The organism is Paenibacillus sp. FSL H7-0943 (genome assembly GCF_037963265.1).
GTDB classification, from domain to species: Bacteria; Bacillota; Bacilli; order Paenibacillales; family Paenibacillaceae; genus Paenibacillus_AQ; species Paenibacillus_AQ odorifer.
Window position 1 is genome coordinate 975307 of record NZ_CP150148.1, and the last position, 20969, is coordinate 996275.

The window sequence follows — 20969 nt, forward strand, 5'->3', positions numbered from 1 at the left end:
ATGGAACGCATTAAACGCTTCATCCGCGAGCTCTCCGAGCAGCAATGGCTAGAGGTGGAGGAATTGCGCGATTGGGAGATTCTGTCCTCGGTGTATCAATTGCCGGGACAGTATGACAAGCTGCAGCCTTATAAGGACGGCAGCAATTATGATCTGTTCCCGAGTGTGCAAGGAACGACCTATTTCTTCCGCCGTACTTTGGAGATTCCGGCTAACTGGCTGCCGGGCCACATCGGGCTGATTTTTGCTTCAGGTGGGGAAGGGCTGCTGCGGGTGAACGGTGAATCGCGGCAAGGACTTGACCGCAATCATACCTTTGTGACCCTGACAGGTGATCCATCTGGCCGTCCGTTGGACCTGGAAATCGAACTCTTCGATCCGGTCCCCGAGCCGGTGGACCCATTAAATCAACAGGCGGTGATCCAGCCGCCGATTCGGATGATCCACAGCCAGCTGGTGCTGGTGAATAGACCTGTGCAGAGTCTAATGTACACGGCAGTAGTGATTCGCGATTCGGCAATTCTGCTGCCTGAGCAGGACCAGCGCCGTAAGCGGATGCTGGAAGCTTTGTATGTGGCAATGGATCAATTCGTTGGCCTTACCACGCAGGAGATCCGCGAGGGTGGTGAGATTTCGCGAATCGAGCAGAAGCTGCGGGGCAGAGTCGGGGAGATCGGCAGTCATGCCGAAGGAACAATCCACATGGTGGGCCAGTCCCATATCGATATTGCCTGGCTGTGGCCTGCGCGCGAGACCGTGCGCAAGACGAGTCGGACGTTCTCGACGGTGAATGCCCTGATGGACGAATATCCTGACTATCAATATGCGCAGAGCCAGCCGCTGCTGTTCGAATATTTGAAAGACAATGACCCGGTACTCTATGAGAAGGTCAAGGCACGCATCCGTGAAGGACGCTGGGAACTGGTCGGTGGGATGTGGATCGAACCGGATCTGAACATTCCGAGCGGAGAATCGTTGATGCGGCAAATGCTATATGGTCAACGCTTTTATCTCGAAGAGTTCGGGCGCACCTCGCAGATTGAGTGGCTGCCGGATACCTTCGGCTACTGCGCTTCTCTGCCGCAGATTCTGCAGCATGGTGGCATCAAATATTTTATGACCACCAAGCTGGGCTGGAATGACACAAATGTCTTCCCTTACGATCTGTTCCATTGGGTCGGCATTGACGGCACGCCGATGTTGTCTTACCTGAATCATGGGGTCAATGAGAATACGCTGCCCAAAGATGTGCATGAACACTATCAGTCCTTCCGCGAAAAAGATAAACATAATGAGCAGATGCTGCTCTATGGGCATGGTGACGGCGGCGGCGGGGTCACCCGCGAGATGCTGGAATATATCCAGCGTGCCGAGCTAATGGTCGGCCAGCCGGAGAGTAAATACAGTAATGCCGCGGATTTCTTCGCAGGCATTACACGCTGTCAGCCGCAGCTGCCGCAGTGGCGGGGCGATCTGTATCTGGAGCTGCACCGCGGCACCTACACTACGCACGGCCGCAACAAGCGGAACAACCGCAAGGCGGAAGTGTTGTACCGTGAAGCGGAGCTGTGGCAGACATTAGCTTCGCCGCAGCTGGACACGGAGCAACATGCCGTAGTTGCCGGGCAGCTGCATCAGGGCTGGAAGCTGATTTTGTTGAACCAGTTCCATGATATTATTCCGGGCTCGGCGATTACCGAAGCTTACGAGACCTCGGAGAAGGAATACGCAGAGGTATTTGAGCTTGGCCGTGATGCGCTTCAGCCGGGGCTTGCGGCATTGGCCGGGAACATTAACACGACAGGCGAAGGTACACCTTACATTGTTTTTAATGGTTTGGGTTGGATGCGGGATGCCGTGGTCGAACTTGCCCTCAATGAAGAAGGAGTCGCTAGCGGAAACTTTGCGGTGTATGGCGAGGATAACGTACTGCTGGAAGCAGATGTCCTGACGGAGGAGACAGCAGTTTCTGGTGTCTCGGTTCTCGTTCCGGAGATTCCAGCCTTTGGTTACAAAACGATCTGGATTCGTGATCTGTCTCAGAACACATCCGTTGAAAATAATGCAGAATCTGCCGCTGCTGAACATAATCAAACAGCTGTAGGAGCTGTTCCCTTCGGCGACCGTTGGGAGACGGACTATTATCGTATTACCTTTAACGAGCGGGGAGAAATCACCAGTCTTTTTGATAAAAAAGGAAACCGGGAGATCGTAAAATCCGGTGAGCCGGCGAACCGCTTCCACTTTTTCCACGACCGTCCGACGCTTTGGGATGCCTGGGACATTGACAACCGTTATGAAGCCCAACCCGCCGGGGAGGCTGAACTTATAGAAAAGGGAGTGATCCGCACTGGTGCGGTGCAGGATATTTTGCGCTTCCGCTGGAAGCTGGGCCAATCCGAGATTACTCAGGATATGATTCTACATCACCATAATCCCCGGATTGATTTCCAGACGCATGTGAGCTGGAACGAAGCCCATAAGCTGCTTAAGGTAGGGTTTCCGATTGATGTTGTCGCGGATAAGGCGACTTACGAGATTCCATTTGGTGCGCTGGAACGTCCGACCCACCGCAACACCAGCTGGGAGCAGGCGCAGTATGAGGTTTGCGGGCATCGTTTTGCCGATGTATCCGAACGTGGATATGGCGTCAGTCTGCTGAATGATTGCAAATACGGCTATGACATTCAAGGCAGTACCATTCGCTTGTCGCTCCTGCGCGCGCCGAAATGGCCGGATGCTACTGCGGATCTCGGCGAGCACGACTTCACCTATTCGCTATATCCGCATTGTGGGGATTGGCGGGAGGCTCATACTGTTCGCCGTGCAGCAGAGCTAAATCATGAGCTGTATACTTTTGCCGCTTCATCAACACAGGGGCAGCAGCCGCCAACAGGCTCATTTATCGGATTCTCCGGTGAGCATGTGGTGCTGGATACGATTAAGCCATCCGAGGACGGGCAGGGGACTGTTCTCCGTTTCTACGAATCCTCGGGAGGCCGCGAGCGGGTTCAGCTCAAATGGCAGCATCCAGTTCAGAGCGTCTACCTGTCCAATGCTCTGGAAGAGCAGCTGGAACTGATCGAACACACGGCTGGCGGTGAATTGGAACTTCACTTTGCCCCTTACGAGATCAAAACAATCTACATCAGAAATTAAATAATCACATCACAGATGCAAAGGAGCATAACTCACTTGGAACAATTCCGATTACCCAAAATAGCAATGCCCCAGCTGCCGCTGCCGCAGGCCGTACAAGAAGTGCTTGCCGAAGCAGAGGAGAAGCTGGCACATCGCCCGAAGCTGTTGCAGCTGTTCAAGAACTGTTTTCCGAATACGCTGGAGACGACGACTAAACTGCTGGATGACGGAACCACCTTTGTGATTACCGGCGATATTCCGGCCTCCTGGCTGCGTGATTCAGTGGAGCAGGTAATTCAATACGTGCCTCTGGCCAAAAACGATCCCGATCTCCAGCGCATTATCGGCGGTCTTATCAAACGCCATATTCAGTATATTCATATCGATCCTTACGCCAATGCATTTAATGAGTCGGCCAATGACTGGCACTGGAACACTACGGATGTGACCGAGATGTCGCCATGGGTGTGGGAGCGTAAATTTGAGATTGATTCGTTATGTTTTGTTGTGCGCCTCGCTTATACCTACTGGAAAGAGACGGGCCTGACTGATTTCTTCGACGCTGGGTTCAAGTCGGCCATGCGCCAGATTTTCGATTTGTTCAAAAGAGAGCAGCGGCATTTCGAGCAGTCTCCGTACCGGTTCAGCCGCAATAACGGCATTCCGGAAGATTCTCTGCGCAATAGCGGTCTCGGTATGCCGGTGAACTATACCGGAATGATCTGGTCGGGCTTCCGGTCCAGCGATGATGCCTGTGATTTCCACTACAACATTCCTGGCAATATGTTCGCTGTTGTCGCGCTGCGCCAGATGCAGGAATTCGCGGAGTGGGTCTTCCGCGATCTAGACTTCCTGGCTGAACTTAAAGAGCTGGAATTTGAAGTGGATCATGGCATTAAGCTCTACGGCATTTATCGCCATCCGGAGTTTGGTCCGATTTATGCTTATGAGACCGACGGCTTCGGCAATTACTGCTTAATGGACGATGCGGGAACGCCCGGACTGATCTCCATTCCGTATCTGGGTTACGCTTCGGCGGATGATCCCATCTACCAGAACACCAGACGTTTCGCATTGAGCAAAGAAAATCCGTTCTATTATGAAGGCACAGCTGCCAAAGGGATCGGCAGCCCGCACACTCCGGAGAACTATATCTGGCATATGGCGTTGTCTATGCAGGGCATTACGGCTCAGACTGCCGAAGAGAAGCTGGAACTGATTGCGATGCTGGAAAGTACGGATGCCGGAACCGGATATATGCATGAAGGCTTCCATGTGGATGATCCTAGTGTATTTACCCGCAGCTGGTTTGCATGGTCGAACAGTTTGTTCTCGCAGCTTGTCTATCGGGCGATGAAGGAAGGTATTCTGTGAGCGGGGGCCGTATCATCCTGTTCGCGGACCCGTCTTTTCCCGGGTATACCGCAGCGGGCGGACTGACAGCGGAACAGGCACAGTCTATAGGAATACATCATACTGACCCTCCTGTTCATGCAGCACAGCTGGCCGAAACGCTGGACAGCGCCAAGGCCGGGGACTGCTTCGTTAGCTTCCATGCTCCATACTTCCCGAAGGAGGCTTGGCCTTCCATCGTCGCTTATTTGAGCAGAGGCGGCAGCTTGATCAGCATTGGCGGTGCCCCGTTTAAGCATCCAGTCCGCCTAGTCGCTGAAGAGTGGCGGATCGAAGCTGAGCAGACTGCCTATCACCGCCAGCTGCATATCCATGAAGCGCTGCAGGTGAGCAGCGCAGATCGCATACAGCAGCATGTCGCGCTTAGAGACATTCCGCTCTTCGTAGGCGATGAGCAGCTGCTGGCCCTGTCGGATACCTGGAACCTGGTGCCGCATGTCACTAAAAGCAGTGACCTGCCGGAGCAGATGGGTTCCAGTGGACCCATGGACACGCGGATCTACCCGCTGCTTAAGGGCATTACCGCCGCCGGGCGGGAAGTTTCAGCTCCAGCTGTGCTGTGGGAGCATATCGGCGGTCCTTTTGCCGGTGGCCGCTGGATCTTCATCGGCCAACCGCTTACGCCTGATTTCTGGAATCAAGGCGGAACGGAAGCATTAACCCGCTGGGCAACTTTTGCCGCTCGGGGAGTAACAGAGCTGTGGCTGAAGCCTAACTATGCTTCTTATGAAGAAGGCGAGCGGCCGCTGCTGTTTTTGCAGGGTCAGCGGCTAAGCCGTAGCCAATCGTCACCGACAGCAGCGCAGTGGACCCTGAACATCACTCTGAACAAAGACGGGGAGTCTATCCCATGTTTCACTCACGAGTGCAAGCTTGAGGTCAGTCGCGAGCTGAACTTCCTACGTGTACCGCTTGCTATAGAAATTCAACCTGGCCTGTATCATCTTTCTTGCCATGCTGTATCGGAAGAAGGCGAAGTGCGGATGTTGCGTCAAGGCTTTTGGGGATATGACGTGGGCCTGTTATCGCAGGGGGAACCGATTAAGGCTGGAAGAGATTATTTTATCAAAGACGGTCAGCCTTTACCTGTTGTCGGCATGACTTATATGACCTCTGACGTAGCGCGGAAGTTTCTATTCCTGCCAAATGCTGATGTCTGGGATCGGGATATGGCACAGATGCGGAAGGCAGGCATCAACTGGATTCGTACTGGCATCTGGACAGCCTACCGCAATATTATGCAGGTAGACGGTCATGCCTCGGAAGAAGTGCTGCGGGCGATTGATGCTTTTCTACTGACTGCGAAGCGGCATGAGCTGCAGGTAACCTTTACGTTCTTCTCCTTTACACCGGAGACTTGGGAAGGGACGAATCCTTATCTCGATCCGCGCAGTGTAGAAGCGCAAAAACGGTTCATCCGCTCCATCATCGCACGGCATCGCACGACAACCCATGTGGATTGGGATTTGATCAATGAACCGTCAATGTTCGATCCGCCGCGGATTTTCTCGGACGGACCGAGCTCGGCGCGAGATAAATATGAACACGCTGCTTTCTCTGCTTGGCTGGAAGAACGCCATGGTGATATAACTTTGCTGCAAGAGCGCTGGAATATGACGCCGCTGGAATTGCCGGATTTTGCGGCTGCACAACCTCCTGAGCGAGAAGAGATTAACTTTAGTGTGCAGGATATTCATTCCGGGAAGCGCGGCACACGTTGGCTCGACTACTGCCTGTTCTCCATGGACATGCACAACGTATGGGCAAGGGAGCTTAGCGGGACTATCAAGGAACTCTGCCCAGATCATTTAGTGACCGTAGGGCAGGATGAGGCTTTAGGTGCCCAACGGCCATCGCCGTTCTTTTATGAGCGCGAAGTCGATTACACCACTGTTCACAGCTGGTGGTTGAATGACAATCTGCTCTGGGATGGAATTTTTGCCAAAACCCATCACAAACCGAACCTCATTCAGGAGACCGGCATCATGTACGTAGAGACGCCAGACGGACGGGCTAAACGCAGTGAGGAAGAATTGCGGGCCATGCTGGAGCGCAAATATGCCTATGCGTTTGCTTCTGGAGGTGCCGGGGCTGTGCAATGGATCTGGAACACGAACTTTTATATGGATAATGCCAATGAATCACAGATCGGTGCGCTGCGGGCCGATGGGACTGAGAAGCCGGAAGCGGATGTGTCTTATGATTTTGGGCGGTTCATCGGCGAAGCCGGGGGATTATTTGACGGGCGGAAGCTGGAAGAGATTGCCGTGGTTTTCCCTTACTCTAATGACTTCTCTAACCGGAAGCTCGCCTATGATGCGACTACCCGCCTGACACGGATCTTATCTTATCAGCTTCATTTGCCTTTCCGCGCCGTATCGGAATACGATCTGGCTCCGCTGGAGGCAGAGCCGGCTAAGTTGATTCTCCTGCCGAGTGTGCACAATCTGGATAATGACGCCCTTCAGCAATTGCTCGACATAGTGGAGCGTACAGGTGCCGTTCTGCTCATTACTGGAGCATTGGGGGTAGATGCGTATTGGCAGCCTTCGGATCGTATGGACGCAATAGTAGGAGCCCGTAAACTTGGCAACATGCACCGTGAGGAGCAGCTTCTATTGAACGGACGCAAGTTTGCGGTGTCCTATGGACAGAAGCGAATCGCGGAGCTAGTCAAAGAAATGCCAGCAAATGCAGATGTTGATTCGTCTAGCTCAGGTGGTGTGGGTGATTACCTCATCGAACGCCAGCTTGGCACAGGTCGCCTGATCTGGTGCCCGCTACCTTTAGAACTGAATGACCGCGACGAGCCGATCGCCGCGCTCTACCAATATGCTGCACAAGCCGCAGGTATCGAAACCGGGCTGGAATGGATCAGCGGTGGAGACCTGCCAGGTGTGTACGGGCGAAAGCTTGCTTTTGCAGAAGGTTGTTCATTGTATATCTTCGTATCTGAATACGCCTGGGATGCCGGACTTGAAATAAAAGATCCTGCAACTGGAGCTCACTACTCATTTTTACTGGAGAAAGAACGTTCGGTGTTGTTTGCAGCTGATTCAGCGGGCAAGCTGGTAGCTGTCTACAGACCTGAAGAGGTTAACATTACGCTTAATAAATGCTGAAGAACTGAGGTGTACGCACAGATGACCCACACAACAACCAAAACAGCCCATATCGTGTCCCATACTCACTGGGACCGTGAATGGTATTTGCCCTATGAGAAACACCACGTCCGTCTGGTTCAGCTGGTGGATGCACTGCTTGCCAAGCTGGACGGAGATTCCGCCTTCCGCAGTTTTTACCTCGATGGGCAAACCATTATTCTGGAGGATTATCTTCAGGTTCGGCCAGAGAACAAAGAGAAGCTGGAGAAGTATATCCGGGATGGGCGAATCTTGATTGGACCTTGGTACATTTTGCAGGATGCATTCCTGACGAGCGGCGAGGCAAATGTGCGGAATATGCAGATCGGCCATCAGGATGCCGAGAAATACGGTGAGCCTTCCAAAATCGGTTATTTTCCTGATACCTTTGGATTGGTCGGACAGACTCCGCAGCTGATGTTGCAGTCAGGGATTACGAATGCTTTTTTTGGACGCGGGGTGAAGCCTACGGGATTTAACAACACTGTATCGGATGCAGGTTATGAGTCCTCTTTCTCCGAGCTGATCTGGGAAGGGCCGGATGGATCCAAAATTCTCGGTATCCTATTTGCCAACTGGTATTCTAACGGCAATGAAGTTCCTGTTGAGGAAGGTGCGGCTCGGGAATTCTGGGACCGTAAGCTTGCGGATGCAGAGAAGTATGCTTCAACGGGGGAGTTATTGTTCATGAACGGGTGCGACCACCAGCCTCTGCAATTGGATTTGCCGGAAGCTATCCGCACCGCCGAAAAGCTATACCCTGAAGTGAAGTTCGTGCATTCAAATTTCCCGGACTATCTGCAAGCCTTGGATCAGCAATTATCCTCGGGTCAGCGGGAGCTCTCCACCGTTACAGGGGAACTGCGCAGCCAGCGTACAGACGGATGGGGCACCTTAGTGAACACAGCCTCAGCCCGGGTTTATTTGAAGCAGATGAACCAGCTGGGCCAGACTCTTTTGGAAAAAGTAGCCGAGCCGCTGGCCTCCATCGCCCGCCTGTCCGGACAGGACTACCCGCACCATCTATTCACCTATGCCTGGAAGACGCTGATGCAGAACCATCCGCATGACAGTATCTGTGGTTGTAGTGTGGATGAAGTGCATCGTGAGATGGTAACTCGTTTTGATAAAAGCCGGCATGTTGCTGAGAGCATCATAGATGACAGTGCTAAGTTTATCGCAGATCAAGTGGAGACTTCTGGCTTTTCCGCATATGGGGAAGATGCAGTTCCTTTTGTAGTGATGAATACCACGGGGTGGAAGCGTACGGGAACGGTAACTATAGAGCTGGATGCTGAACGGTTATATCTGCGCGAGGGTTATCCTTTGGATGAGACCGCCCGCAGAATGCTGGCTGTTGATTTGTCCGGCAGGATTCTCGTCGATCACACAGGGGAGGAATTAGCGTCTACAGTGGAAGATCTGGGTTTAAGCTTTGGTTATGATCTGCCTGATGACCAATTCCGTCAGCCGTATATGTGCCGCAAAGTGAGACTTACTTTTGAAGCACGCAATGTGCCTGCACTTGGGCTTTGTACTTACGCTTGGGTACAATCAACTACGGAATCCGCTCAGGGAAGCTCTTTAATAGAAGGAGAGCGCAGCTTGGAGAATGCATCTCTCAAGGTAGTTGTTGCTGAGGATGGTTCATTTACGTTATTGGATAAGCATAGCGGTACCACTTATCGTGAGTTGGGGATTTACGAGAATACCGGAGACGTAGGCAATGAATACATGTACAAGCAGCCAGAAGGTGAACAAGCGCTGACGACCAAAGGCCAGCCTGCAGTTATTAAGGTGATTGAAGACTCTCCCTTCCGTGCGGCCATTGAGATCCGAATAGACTGGGAGATTCCGGCTTCGGCGGATGACACCTTGGAGGCGGAACAGCGTGCACTTGTGTATTATCCTGAGCGTAAAGCGCAGCGGAGTGTAAATACGGTGGTTTTGAAGCTTCGTACCGTCGTATCGCTGGAGCGGGAAGGCAAAGGTGTGCATATTGAATCCACAATTAATAACCAAGCCAAGGATCACCGGATACGAATGCTGTTCCCGACCGATCTGTCTACCGATGTGCATCGTGTGGATTCTATGTTTGAAGTGGCTACACGGGACAATAATCCGGCACCAGAATGGGCAAATCCGAGCAACACTCAACATCAGCAATCCTTTGTCGATGTCAGCAATGGCAATGTAGGACTTACGGTAGCCAACCAGGGATTGAACGAATATGAGGTTCTGCGGGATGGACGCAATACTATTGCCGTCACCTTGCTACGCAGCGTAGGGGAATTGGGGGATTGGGGCTGGTTCCCAACTCCGGAAGCTCAGTGCCTGGGCGAATACACAGCACAACTGGAGCTGATTCCTCATTCTGGTGAGGGAAGTGAACAACGGGCATTTACGGAGGCCTATCAATTCCAGACTCCTTGGACGGTATGTCAGACCGGCCTGCATAGCGGGAAGTTGAACTCTGGATATACCCCATTGGTTTGGGAGGGAGACAACATGGCCTTCTCATCCATGAAAATGAACGGAGCTTCCGGCGACTTGTTTTTGCGTTGGTACAATATGTCCGCTCAGCAGACAGAGTTGCAACTGAAAGTGAACAGTCCTCAAGAGTATTTATTTAAAAGCAATATCTTAGAGCAGCCTAACCCTGCTTTACAAGGAGCAACGTCTTCGGTTCACCACTTAGAGGTCGGACCATCTGAGATTGTAACTGTAGGTGCGAAATTAAGCTTCTAAGTAAAAAGATGTCCCGGGGCTTCCCTGCCGGGGCATCTTTTGATTTACTTTCTTCTATAAGACTTGTGCCAATCTTGAATGGCCTCTTGGCGGGAGGGGAATCTCATCTGGATCCAATTGTTTGTTTCCCATTCATGAATCGCCTGCTGTTTAGTTTGGTAAAAGCTGTAGTCGCAAATGTTCCAGCTGTTATACAGTTTCTGATACCATTTCCCTTTAGGGATGTCGCCAGGGTAACGGCGGACGGCTTTATTGGCTTGTTTTTTAGCCCATGATGAACCATCTTTCTGTTGGTCGCTGCACACGGGTTGCTTTTTCACACTTCTGCTCATTGATTCTCCAACCTCCTTTTAGAGGGAAGCTAGAGATCATGCAAGGTCTTTATATGAATCACCTCTTTGCCAAAAAATAATGGAATTGATACCTATGTATGAAGGGGCTCTGATGTTAAATAGATAGACGCGGAAAAGGGGAATACGGTTGCGATACAATTGCGGAGAAGTATGTGTTTAGTTTTTTTAAAATAAAGCTTGCAATGGATCTCTATACATGATATATTCTAAGTCCGGCCAAGAAGTACACATGCCGAGCTCGAAAAAGAAGTTAAAAAAAGAGCTTGACATTAAATAGCCGAACATGATATAGTATAAGAGTTGCTGCTGAGACATTAAACGGCGCCAACGAGAACTTGATCTTTGAAAACTGAACAACGAGTGAGTAGGAAATCACGTAAGTGAAATCCAAATTAGAGAATTAATTTTCTCGTCAGATGTTTCAAAATGAGCATATCGCTCTTTTCAATACTAATTGGAGAGTTTGATCCTGGCTCAGGACGAACGCTGGCGGCGTGCCTAATACATGCAAGTCGAGCGGAGTTATTTTGAAAGCTTGCTTTCAAAATAACTTAGCGGCGGACGGGTGAGTAACACGTAGGCAACCTGCCCTTCAGACTGGGATAACTACCGGAAACGGTAGCTAATACCGGATAATTTCTTTTTTCTCCTGAGAGAAGAATGAAAGACGGAGCAATCTGTCACTGAGGGATGGGCCTGCGGCGCATTAGCTAGTTGGTGGGGTAACGGCCCACCAAGGCGACGATGCGTAGCCGACCTGAGAGGGTGAACGGCCACACTGGGACTGAGACACGGCCCAGACTCCTACGGGAGGCAGCAGTAGGGAATCTTCCGCAATGGGCGAAAGCCTGACGGAGCAACGCCGCGTGAGTGATGAAGGTTTTCGGATCGTAAAGCTCTGTTGCCAGGGAAGAACGTCCGGTAGAGTAACTGCTACCGGAGTGACGGTACCTGAGAAGAAAGCCCCGGCTAACTACGTGCCAGCAGCCGCGGTAATACGTAGGGGGCAAGCGTTGTCCGGAATTATTGGGCGTAAAGCGCGCGCAGGCGGCTATTTAAGTCTGGTGTTTAAACCTTGGGCTCAACCTGAGGTCGCACTGGAAACTGGGTGGCTTGAGTACAGAAGAGGAAAGTGGAATTCCACGTGTAGCGGTGAAATGCGTAGATATGTGGAGGAACACCAGTGGCGAAGGCGACTTTCTGGGCTGTAACTGACGCTGAGGCGCGAAAGCGTGGGGAGCAAACAGGATTAGATACCCTGGTAGTCCACGCCGTAAACGATGAGTGCTAGGTGTTAGGGGTTTCGATACCCTTGGTGCCGAAGTTAACACAGTAAGCACTCCGCCTGGGGAGTACGGTCGCAAGACTGAAACTCAAAGGAATTGACGGGGACCCGCACAAGCAGTGGAGTATGTGGTTTAATTCGAAGCAACGCGAAGAACCTTACCAGGTCTTGACATCCCTCTGAATCTGCTAGAGATAGCAGCGGCCTTCGGGACAGAGGAGACAGGTGGTGCATGGTTGTCGTCAGCTCGTGTCGTGAGATGTTGGGTTAAGTCCCGCAACGAGCGCAACCCTTAACTTTAGTTGCCAGCAAGTAATGTTGGGCACTCTAGAGTGACTGCCGGTGACAAACCGGAGGAAGGTGGGGATGACGTCAAATCATCATGCCCCTTATGACCTGGGCTACACACGTACTACAATGGCCGGTACAACGGGAAGCGAAGCCGCGAGGTGGAGCCAATCCCATCAAAGCCGGTCTCAGTTCGGATTGCAGGCTGCAACTCGCCTGCATGAAGTCGGAATTGCTAGTAATCGCGGATCAGCATGCCGCGGTGAATACGTTCCCGGGTCTTGTACACACCGCCCGTCACACCACGAGAGTTTACAACACCCGAAGTCGGTGGGGTAACCCGCAAGGGAGCCAGCCGCCGAAGGTGGGGTAGATGATTGGGGTGAAGTCGTAACAAGGTAGCCGTATCGGAAGGTGCGGCTGGATCACCTCCTTTCTATGGAGAATCGTTCTCTGCAATGAGAACATTCAAATCGGAAGCTAAGCTTCCAAAACTCAGGTTTAGGCCTGTTACTCACTCGTTGCTCAGTTTTGAGAGTTTAAGCTCTCAAGTAAGACTTGATCCTTGAAAACTGGATACCGAAACGAATTTGCGTTTTAGAACATCTTTTAGCAACTTGTGTAAACAAGTAAATGTTATTAGTGAGATTTTTCTTCGGAAGAATCAAGGTTAAGCTAATAAGAGCACACGGAGGATGCCTAGGCGCCAGGAGCCGACGAAGGACGTGGCGAACAACGAAACTGCCTCGGGGAGCTGTAAGCAAGCTTTGATCCGGGGGTGTCCGAATGGGGAAACCCAGCTGTGGTAATTCGCAGTTACTCATTTCTGAATACATAGGAAATGTAGAGGCAGACCAGGGGAACTGAAACATCTAAGTACCCTGAGGAAGAGAAAACAATAGTGATTCCGTCAGTAGCGGCGAGCGAACGCGGAACAGCCTAAACCTAAGAGCTTGCTCTTAGGGGTTGTGGGACGTCTCACATGGAGTTACAAAGGAATATGGTAGGTGAAGAGGTCTGGAAAGGCCCGCGATAGAGGTAAAAGCCCTGTAACCTAAACTGTATTCTCTCCGAGACGGATCCCGAGTAGTGCGGGGCACGTGAAACCCCGTATGAATCCAGCAGGACCATCTGCTAAGGCTAAATACTACCTGGCGACCGATAGTGAAACAGTACCGTGAGGGAAAGGTGAAAAGCACCCCGGAAGGGGAGTGAAATAGAACCTGAAACCGTGTGCTTACAAAAAGTCAGAGCCCTATTAATGGGTGATGGCGTGCCTTTTGTAGAATGAACCGGCGAGTTACGTTTAACATGCAAGGTTAAGCCGAGAAGGTGGAGCCGCAGCGAAAGCGAGTCTGAATAGGGCGAATTAGTATGTGGACGTAGACCCGAAACCGTGTGATCTACCCCTGTCCAGGGTGAAGGTGCGGTAACACGCACTGGAGGCCCGAACCCACGTACGTTGAAAAGTGCGGGGATGAGGTGGGGGTAGCGGAGAAATTCCAATCGAACTCGGAGATAGCTGGTTCTCCCCGAAATAGCTTTAGGGCTAGCCTCGGTATAAGAGTAGTGGAGGTAGAGCACTGATTGGGTGCGGGGTCCGCAAGGATTACCAAGCTCAGTCAAACTCCGAATGCCATATACTTATTGCCGGGAGTCAGACAGTGAGTGCTAAGATCCATTGTCAAAAGGGAAACAGCCCAGACCATCAGCTAAGGTCCCCAAGTGTGTGTTAAGTGGGAAAGGATGTGGAGTTGCACAGACAACCAGGATGTTGGCTTAGAAGCAGCCACCATTGAAAGAGTGCGTAATAGCTCACTGGTCGAGTGACTCTGCGCCGAAAATGTAACGGGGCTAAACACACCACCGAAGCTATGGCTAGATACTATGTATCTGGGGTAGGGGAGCGTTGTGTAGGGGTTGAAGGTGTACTGAAAAGAGCGCTGGACACTACACAAGTGAGAATGCCGGTATGAGTAACGAAAAGATCAGTGAGAATCTGATCCGCCGAAAGCCCAAGGTTTCCTGAGGAAGGCTCGTCCGCTCAGGGTAAGTCGGGACCTAAGGCGAGGCCGAAAGGCGTAGTCGAAGGACAACAGTTTGAAATTACTGTACCACCGTAATCCGCTATGAGCGATGGGGTGACGCAGGAGGGTAGTGACGCGGACTGATGGATGTCCGTCTAAGCAGTGAGGCTGATGTGTAGGCAAATCCGCACATCGTTAAGGCTGGGCTGTGATGGGGAGCGAAAATTGTAGTAGCGAAGGTCATGATCTCACACTGCCAAGAAAAGCCTCTAGCCAGGAGAAGGTGCCCGTACCGCAAACCGACACAGGTAGGCGAGAAGAGAATTCTAAGGCGCGCGGAAGAACTCTCGTTAAGGAACTCGGCAAAATGACCCCGTAACTTCGGGAGAAGGGGTGCCCCGGTAGTGTGAATAGCACGAGGGGGCCGCAGTGAAAAGGCCCAAGCGACTGTTTAGCAAAAACACAGGTCTGTGCGAAGCCGCAAGGCGAAGTATACGGGCTGACGCCTGCCCGGTGCTGGAAGGTTAAGGGGAGTGGTTAGGGGTAACCCGAAGCTATGAACCGAAGCCCCAGTAAACGGCGGCCGTAACTATAACGGTCCTAAGGTAGCGAAATTCCTTGTCAGGTAAATTCTGACCCGCACGAATGGCGTAACGACTTGGGCGCTGTCTCAACGAGAGATCCGGTGAAATTTTAATACCTGTGAAGATGCAGGTTACCCGCGACAAGACGGAAAGACCCCATGGAGCTTTACTGCAGCTTGATATTGAATTTGGGTACGATCTGTACAGGATAGGTGGGAGCCGTAGAAATCGGAGCGCAAGCTTCGGTGGAGGCGCCGTTGGGATACCACCCTGATCGTATCTAGGTTCTAACCTAGTGCCCTTACCGGGTACGGGGACCGTGTCAGGCGGGCAGTTTGACTGGGGCGGTCGCCTCCTAAAGAGTAACGGAGGCGTTCCAAGGTTCCCTCAGAATGGTTGGAAATCATTCGCAGAGTGCAAAGGCATAAGGGAGCTTGACTGCGAGACCTACAAGTCGAGCAGGGACGAAAGTCGGACTTAGTGATCCGGTGGTACCGCATGGAAGGGCCATCGCTCAACGGATAAAAGCTACCCTGGGGATAACAGGCTTATCTCCCCCAAGAGTCCACATCGACGGGGAGGTTTGGCACCTCGATGTCGGCTCATCGCATCCTGGGGCTGAAGTAGGTCCCAAGGGTTGGGCTGTTCGCCCATTAAAGCGGTACGCGAGCTGGGTTCAGAACGTCGTGAGACAGTTCGGTCCCTATCTGTCGTGGGCGCAGGAAATTTGAGAGGAGCTGTCCTTAGTACGAGAGGACCGGGATGGACGTACCGCTGGTGCACCAGTTGTTCCGCCAGGAGCATGGCTGGGTAGCTACGTACGGACGGGATAAGCGCTGAAAGCATCTAAGCGTGAAGCCCCCCTCAAGATGAGATTTCCCAATTAGTAAGACCCCTTGAAGACGACGAGGTAGATAGGTTGGAGGTGGAAGTGCAGCAATGCATGGAGCTGACCAATACTAATCGGTCGAGGGCTTATCCTATACTTAGAATGCAGATTCGTTTCGGATTCAGTTTTCAGGCATCAAGCCTGAGCATTTACGCTGTAAATGCCCGTTTGGTGGCGATAGCGGAGGGGTTCCACACGTACCCATCCCGAACACGACCGTTAAGCCCTCCAGCGCCGATGGTACTTGGACCGAAGGGTCCTGGGAGAGTAGGACGCCGCCAAGCGGACAACCACATTACCCGTGGTATTTTTTTTGCCCTTAATATTAATATGTCTTAGAAGGGCCTTTAGCTCAGCTGGTTAGAGCGCACCCCTGATAAGGGTGAGGTCGGTGGTTCGAGTCCACTAAGGCCCACCATATTCCCTGATAGCTCAGTTGGTAGAGCACTCGACTGTTAATCGAGTTGTCACAGGTTCGAGTCCTGTTCGGGGAGCCATTTATGGAGAGGTGTCCGAGTTTGGCCGAAGGAGCACGATTGGAAATCGTGTAGGCGCCACAAGCGTCTCGAGGGTTCGAATCCCTCTCTCTCCGCCATAAAATTATTAGCATGGCCCGTTGGTCAAGGGGTTAAGACACCTCCCTTTCACGGAGGTAACATGGGTTCGAATCCCATACGGGTCATATCATGGAGGCTTAGCTCAGCTGGGAGAGCATCTGCCTTACAAGCAGAGGGTCGGGGGTTCGATCCCCTCAGCCTCCACCATATTTTTTTCACTGACGCGGGGTGGAGCAGCCCGGTAGCTCGTCGGGCTCATAACCCGAAGGTCGCAGGTTCAAGTCCTGCCCCCGCAACCAATTTACTCTTATACATTATGTTTAGGGATAAGCTGGTATGGTGAAAATGAATAGTATATACTAATTAATGACGCGGGGTGGAGCAGCCCGGTAGCTCGTCGGGCTCATAACCCGAAGGCCGCAGGTTCAAATCCTGCCCCCGCAACCAATTTACACTTATGCATTATGTCTATGGAACCGTGGTGTAGTTGGCCTAACATGCCTGCCTGTCACGCAGGAGATCGCGGGTTCGAATCCCGTCGGTTCCGCCATTTAGTTAATTATTATTGGGGATTAGCCAAGCGGTAAGGCAACGGACTTTGACTCCGTCATGCATAGGTTCAAATCCTATATCCCCAGCCATTTATGAGAGCCATTAGCTCAGTTGGTAGAGCACCTGACTTTTAATCAGGGTGTCGAAGGTTCGAGTCCTTCATGGCTCACCATTTTCTTTAAAGTGTGCGCGTGTGGCGGAATTGGCAGACGCACCAGACTTAGGATCTGGCGTTTCACGACGTGGGGGTTCGAGTCCCTTCACGCGCACCATGTTTTTGCGGACGTGGCTCAGCGGTAGAGCATCGCCTTGCCAAGGCGAGGGTCGCGGGTTCGATTCCCGTCGTCCGCTCCATATAGATTTTGCGCCCTTAGCTCAGCTGGATAGAGCGTTTGACTACGAATCAAAAGGCCGGGAGTTCGAATCTCTCAGGGCGCGCCATTTTTATTACTAAGCAGTTATAGTATTGTTAACGGGATGTAGCTCAGCTTGGTAGAGCACCTGGTTTGGGACCAGGGGGTCGCATGTTCAAATCGTGTCATCCCGATTTTATACCTTTGCGGGTGTAGTTCAATGGTAGAACTTCAGCCTTCCAAGCTGATAGCGTGGGTTCGATTCCCATCACCCGCTTATAAAGAGAAACACCTGCCGGTATTAGGCGGGTGTTTTTTTGTATAGTTAAGCACGTATGGATACAATAGGAACTAGAGATTTTATTTGAGGAGGGGCCAATGTTTGAATTTGAAGCAAGGTTAGTCAGACCAGATACGAATGGGAGTTGGACATATCTTACGGTTCCTTTTGACGCTGAACAAATATATGAAACTAAATCAAGGATACAAGTTAAAGGAAGCCTGAATGACATTCCCTATAAAGGAACACTCATGCCGCATGGTAATGGGAAACATTTTATGGTCGTGAAAAAAGAACTGCGAGACTTAGCCCATGCTCAACCTGGAGATATAGTACGGGTGACAATGGAACAAGATCATCAATTGCGAGAGATAGAGGCTCCAGAAGATTTTCTGGACGCACTAAGCAGCAATGAGCAGGCAGAGGTGTATTATAACAGCTTGGCTTATTCCTATCGGAAGGAATATGTGAGCTGGATCGAAGGGGCGAAAAGACCGGAAACCAGAGCAGCAAGGATCCAGAAGTCAGTTAATAAGCTGGAAGAAGGTTTGAGGCTTAAATAATAGAACAGCGTCCTCCTCCTTAATATCTGGAAAGGGACGCTGCTGTAGCGGGTATATAAGGGATCGTCCTTATATAAGAACGCCTACTTCACCATTATTCACGAACTTAATGCTTTCGATCTTCACCTCTAGTTGACCTGAAGGAATCGCTAGCTGACAAGTACTGCCGAGCTCAGCCAGCAGCAGCTGCATGCCTATAGGTGACAACATAGAAATCTTGTTATTGTTAGGTTCTGCTTGGTTAGGAAATACGATGGTATAGATATCTGTAGTATTATCGTCCAAGTAACGAAGCTGCAGCTGACTTCCGATAAAGACCTGTGAATTTAAATCTTCACCATTGAACTCAGTTAGTAATTGTTCCAGCTCGGAGCAATAACGGGATAACAGCGTTTCAGCGTTGCTTCTATCCTTGCTCCGTACCGGAAAGTACTGATTTAGAAATGCGATTTTTTCCTCATCAAAATAGATAAGCTGCTGAAGCAGCTGTGTCCGTGAGCCTTCATAGATAAGACTATGGTTCATAGTAGATTTCACCCCCTCTAAGTAGCACATTCCTTGTAAACCTGTTATGGTGTGTTGCCATCTTAAAATCCCTCCTATACAAATAGAGGTCCCCCAATGGAGACCTTCTGATCAGTATACCAGCTTCTATTTGTAAATCCAATCCATTTTAAAAGGGGAATTAAAACCTTCTAAATATTGTAATGAAAACCTTTGACTATTACATACTTGGGTGCTATGATAGGCTGATGCATAGGCATTTCGTAGAAAACTGCGAAATGCCTATACTGTATTTTGAAGATATTTTTACATTAATTGTTACCTGGGGAGTGATACGCCATGTACATTTCGTTGAGTTCACATATAGATTCCAGAACTATAAAATAACTACTTAATTTATTAAAGGAGGAGATCAGGATGATTCAAGTTAAAGAGTTTGTAGATGCTGATAATTCTTATGCAGAGAATAAAGCTAATGAGTTCCTGGCAGGACTACGGGAGGAACAGATTGTGAATATCTGTTACGGTTCGGTAGTTAAATCATCACGTGATGGGGCAGAGCACCAAAGAACCACTATACTGGTCGTGTATAAGACAAATGAAAGGCAATAACTGGAACACGTTTTTTTCATGTCTATCCATTGTCTCCACGCTGGGCGTTGTGATTGTCATCATTTATTATGTTTTCAGCTAATTAGCAAAAAGAGGACCTTTCCCATCTACGGGCAAAGGTCCTCTTTAGTTTATAAGTGCATTTACAATCTTACATTCCGTCTGGTACAGATAAACCCAAACCGGATGCGATACGCTGTCCCAAGTCTGGATCAGCTTTAAAGAAATGCTCAATCTGGAGACGTTTGATATCGTTACTTTCAACAGGAGTCATAGCGCCAACGATATTTTGAACTAGACGGGTACGTTCTTCTTCAGACATTAGACGGTACAAGTCACCTGGTTGTGTATAGTGATCGTCACTATTGTAGGAGACACTATCCGCATAACCAGAGACTTCGAACGGCGATGTTTTATGCTGCGGTGATTCTTTAGGTCCTCCTAAGCTGTTAGGCTCGTAATAGGCACCGGAACCGCCATTGTTGCCCAAGGCCATGCCACCATCACGTTGATAGTTCTTCACTTCTACTTTTGGACGGTTGATAGGTAAACTGTTATGGTTGGGACCAACCCGGTGACGGTGTGCATCACCATAAGCGAACAGACGGCCTTGTAGCAATTTATCAGGCGAAGCTTCAATACCAGGAACGAAAGAGCCGGGGGAGAATGTAACTTGTTCTACTTCAGCAAAGTAGTTCTCCGGATTGCGATCCAATACCATACGTCCAACCTCGATTAACGGATAATCTTTTTGCGACCAGACCTTTGTTACATCAAATGGATCAAAACGGTAAGTCTTCGCATCCTCGATTGGCATAATTTGCACGTAGAGCTTCCAAGCAGGGAAATCTCCTTTATCAATAGCATTAAACAAGTCCTCTGTATGATAATCCGGGTTTTCCCCAGCGATTTTGGCAGCAAGGTCTGCATCTAGATTCTTAATGCCTTGTTCTGTTTTGAAATGGTATTTCACCCAGACTGCATTGCCCTCGGCATTTACCCACTTGAAGGTATGGCTACCGAACCCATGCATATGTCTCAGCGTAGCTGGAATTCCGCGATCCGACATCAAAATCGTTACCTGATGCAGAGATTCAGGCGATAAAGACCAGAAGTCCCATACAGCATTCGGGTTCTTCAGATGTGTCTGTGGATCACGTTTCTGTGTATGAATAAAGTCCGGGAATTTAATCGCATCACGAACGAAGAATACAGGCGTATTGTTACCTACGAGATCATAGTTTCCTTCTTCAGTATAGAACTTCACGGCAAATCCACGAGGGTCGCGTACGGTATCAGCAGAACCTAATTCACCAGCTACAGTAGAAAAACGAATGAACAACGGTGTACGTTTGCCTACTTCAGACAAAAAGTTAGCTTTTGTGTATTGGGTTAGATCTTTTGTAACTTCAAAATACCCGTGAGCGCCTGCACCTTTAGCATGAACGACACGTTCAGGAACACGTTCTCTGTTAAAGTGGGCTAATTTCTCAAGCAAATGGACATCTTGCAGTAAAGTGGGACCGCGGTCACCGGCTGTCATTGAATTCTGATTGTCGCCTACTGGAGCACCCCAGCTGGTTGTAAGATTATTATTATTGGAGCTCATTAATAGAATCACCTCATGAGATTTGATTTTAGATTTAGTATAAGTTCTATATTAATGTTTTTTAGAGA

The 20969-nt window shown here is 50.4% G+C and carries 9 protein-coding genes, 15 tRNA genes and 3 rRNA genes; 24 read left to right on the plus strand and 3 right to left on the minus strand.

What is annotated here, in order from left to right; genetic code table 11:
- From NSQ55_RS04215 to NSQ55_RS04230, 4 genes are read left to right on the plus strand one after another with little or no spacing between them, the layout of a single operon-like run.
- Positions 1 to 3159 (plus strand): glycoside hydrolase family 38 C-terminal domain-containing protein, encoded by a 3159-nt coding sequence (locus NSQ55_RS04215; RefSeq protein WP_339171487.1) that lies wholly within the window; start codon positions 1 to 3, stop codon positions 3157 to 3159.
- Between the two features lie 36 nt (positions 3160 to 3195).
- Positions 3196 to 4515, plus strand: a complete 1320-nt coding sequence (locus NSQ55_RS04220) for a glycoside hydrolase family 125 protein (RefSeq protein ID WP_076098666.1) — start codon at positions 3196 to 3198, stop codon at positions 4513 to 4515.
- Entirely contained in the window at positions 4455 to 7676 is a 3222-nt protein-coding gene (locus tag NSQ55_RS04225) for an alpha-amylase family protein (protein WP_248549466.1), read from the plus strand. Before NSQ55_RS04220 ends, NSQ55_RS04225 begins: the two co-directional genes overlap by 61 nt.
- Positions 7677 to 7697: 21 nt before the next feature.
- Positions 7698 to 10445, plus strand: coding sequence for an alpha-mannosidase (locus NSQ55_RS04230; protein WP_248549467.1), 2748 nt, complete (start codon positions 7698 to 7700; stop codon positions 10443 to 10445).
- Positions 10446 to 10489: 44 nt separating this feature from the next.
- On the opposite strand, the gene NSQ55_RS04235 is transcribed toward NSQ55_RS04230, so the two are convergent.
- Positions 10490 to 10777, minus strand: coding sequence for a hypothetical protein (locus NSQ55_RS04235; protein WP_076302934.1), 288 nt, complete (start codon positions 10775 to 10777; stop codon positions 10490 to 10492).
- A 472-nt stretch (positions 10778 to 11249) separates the two neighbouring features.
- On the opposite strand from NSQ55_RS04235, the gene NSQ55_RS04240 reads away from it, so the two are divergent.
- The 19 genes from NSQ55_RS04240 to NSQ55_RS04330 all read left to right on the plus strand — a co-directional run bounded on the left by NSQ55_RS04240 (position 11250) and on the right by NSQ55_RS04330 (position 18176).
- Positions 11250 to 12807, plus strand: a 16S ribosomal RNA gene (locus NSQ55_RS04240).
- 232 nt (positions 12808 to 13039) lie between these two features.
- Positions 13040 to 15965 (plus strand): 23S ribosomal RNA (locus NSQ55_RS04245).
- Positions 15966 to 16038: 73 nt separating this feature from the next.
- A 5S ribosomal RNA gene (gene rrf / locus NSQ55_RS04250) occupies positions 16039 to 16155 on the plus strand.
- The 16S, 23S and 5S rRNA genes sit together here with 15 tRNA genes alongside, the layout of an rRNA operon.
- Positions 16156 to 16212: 57 nt before the next feature.
- Positions 16213 to 16289, plus strand: a tRNA-Ile gene (locus NSQ55_RS04255).
- Between the two features lie 3 nt (positions 16290 to 16292).
- Positions 16293 to 16368: transfer RNA gene (locus tag NSQ55_RS04260), tRNA-Asn, on the plus strand.
- A gap of 5 nt (positions 16369 to 16373) precedes the next feature.
- A tRNA-Ser gene (locus NSQ55_RS04265) sits at positions 16374 to 16466 on the plus strand.
- 15 nt (positions 16467 to 16481) lie between these two features.
- Positions 16482 to 16553 (plus strand) — tRNA-Glu (locus NSQ55_RS04270).
- 6 nt (positions 16554 to 16559) lie between these two features.
- Positions 16560 to 16635, plus strand: a tRNA-Val gene (locus NSQ55_RS04275).
- 15 nt (positions 16636 to 16650) lie between these two features.
- Positions 16651 to 16727 (plus strand) — tRNA-Met (locus tag NSQ55_RS04280).
- 71 nt (positions 16728 to 16798) lie between these two features.
- A tRNA-Met gene (locus NSQ55_RS04285) sits at positions 16799 to 16875 on the plus strand.
- Between the two features lie 25 nt (positions 16876 to 16900).
- Positions 16901 to 16978, plus strand: a tRNA-Asp gene (locus NSQ55_RS04290).
- A gap of 16 nt (positions 16979 to 16994) precedes the next feature.
- A tRNA-Gln gene (locus NSQ55_RS04295) sits at positions 16995 to 17069 on the plus strand.
- 7 nt (positions 17070 to 17076) lie between these two features.
- Positions 17077 to 17152 (plus strand) — tRNA-Lys (locus NSQ55_RS04300).
- Between the two features lie 15 nt (positions 17153 to 17167).
- Positions 17168 to 17252: transfer RNA gene (locus NSQ55_RS04305), tRNA-Leu, on the plus strand.
- A 7-nt stretch (positions 17253 to 17259) separates the two neighbouring features.
- A tRNA-Gly gene (locus NSQ55_RS04310) sits at positions 17260 to 17334 on the plus strand.
- Between the two features lie 10 nt (positions 17335 to 17344).
- Positions 17345 to 17421: transfer RNA gene (locus NSQ55_RS04315), tRNA-Arg, on the plus strand.
- A gap of 32 nt (positions 17422 to 17453) precedes the next feature.
- Positions 17454 to 17527: transfer RNA gene (locus NSQ55_RS04320), tRNA-Pro, on the plus strand.
- A 12-nt stretch (positions 17528 to 17539) separates the two neighbouring features.
- Positions 17540 to 17610: transfer RNA gene (locus NSQ55_RS04325), tRNA-Gly, on the plus strand.
- Positions 17611 to 17711: 101 nt separating this feature from the next.
- Complete coding sequence (locus NSQ55_RS04330) at positions 17712 to 18176, plus strand: YdeI/OmpD-associated family protein (protein ID WP_076130677.1); 465 nt, start codon at positions 17712 to 17714, stop codon at positions 18174 to 18176.
- A 69-nt stretch (positions 18177 to 18245) separates the two neighbouring features.
- Here NSQ55_RS04330 and NSQ55_RS04335 read toward each other — a convergent pair whose 3' ends face one another.
- On the minus strand, positions 18246 to 18701 hold the full coding sequence (locus NSQ55_RS04335) for a GreA/GreB family elongation factor (protein WP_076130676.1): 456 nt from the start codon (positions 18699 to 18701) through the stop codon (positions 18246 to 18248).
- Between the two features lie 396 nt (positions 18702 to 19097).
- Here NSQ55_RS04335 and NSQ55_RS04340 point away from each other — a divergent pair, with 396 nt between their 5' ends.
- Positions 19098 to 19292, plus strand: a complete 195-nt coding sequence (locus NSQ55_RS04340) for a sporulation protein Cse60 (RefSeq protein WP_036686883.1) — start codon at positions 19098 to 19100, stop codon at positions 19290 to 19292.
- Positions 19293 to 19443: 151 nt separating this feature from the next.
- Here the strand turns inward: NSQ55_RS04340 and katA are convergent, their stop codons facing one another.
- Positions 19444 to 20901: a catalase KatA gene (gene katA / locus NSQ55_RS04345; RefSeq protein ID WP_076187446.1), complete on the minus strand. Its 1458-nt coding sequence runs from the start codon at positions 20899 to 20901 to the stop codon at positions 19444 to 19446.
- Between the last annotated feature and the right edge of the window lie 68 nt (positions 20902 to 20969).

Excerpts from the sequence above, each read along its gene's own strand:
- NSQ55_RS04335 (WP_076130676.1), bottom strand. The coding sequence starts at position 18,701 with ATGAACCATAGTCTTATCTATGAAGGCTCACGGACACAGCTGCTTCAG.
- NSQ55_RS04215 (WP_339171487.1), top strand. The coding sequence starts at position 1 with ATGGAACGCATTAAACGCTTCATCCGCGAGCTCTCCGAGCAGCAATGG.
- NSQ55_RS04230 (WP_248549467.1), top strand. The coding sequence starts at position 7,698 with ATGACCCACACAACAACCAAAACAGCCCATATCGTGTCCCATACTCAC.
- NSQ55_RS04330 (WP_076130677.1), top strand. The coding sequence starts at position 17,712 with ATGTTTGAATTTGAAGCAAGGTTAGTCAGACCAGATACGAATGGGAGT.
- NSQ55_RS04235 (WP_076302934.1), bottom strand. The coding sequence starts at position 10,777 with ATGAGCAGAAGTGTGAAAAAGCAACCCGTGTGCAGCGACCAACAGAAA.
- NSQ55_RS04340 (WP_036686883.1), top strand. The coding sequence starts at position 19,098 with ATGATTCAAGTTAAAGAGTTTGTAGATGCTGATAATTCTTATGCAGAG.
- katA (WP_076187446.1), bottom strand. The coding sequence starts at position 20,901 with ATGAGCTCCAATAATAATAATCTTACAACCAGCTGGGGTGCTCCAGTA.
- NSQ55_RS04225 (WP_248549466.1), top strand. The coding sequence starts at position 4,455 with ATGGTCGAACAGTTTGTTCTCGCAGCTTGTCTATCGGGCGATGAAGGA.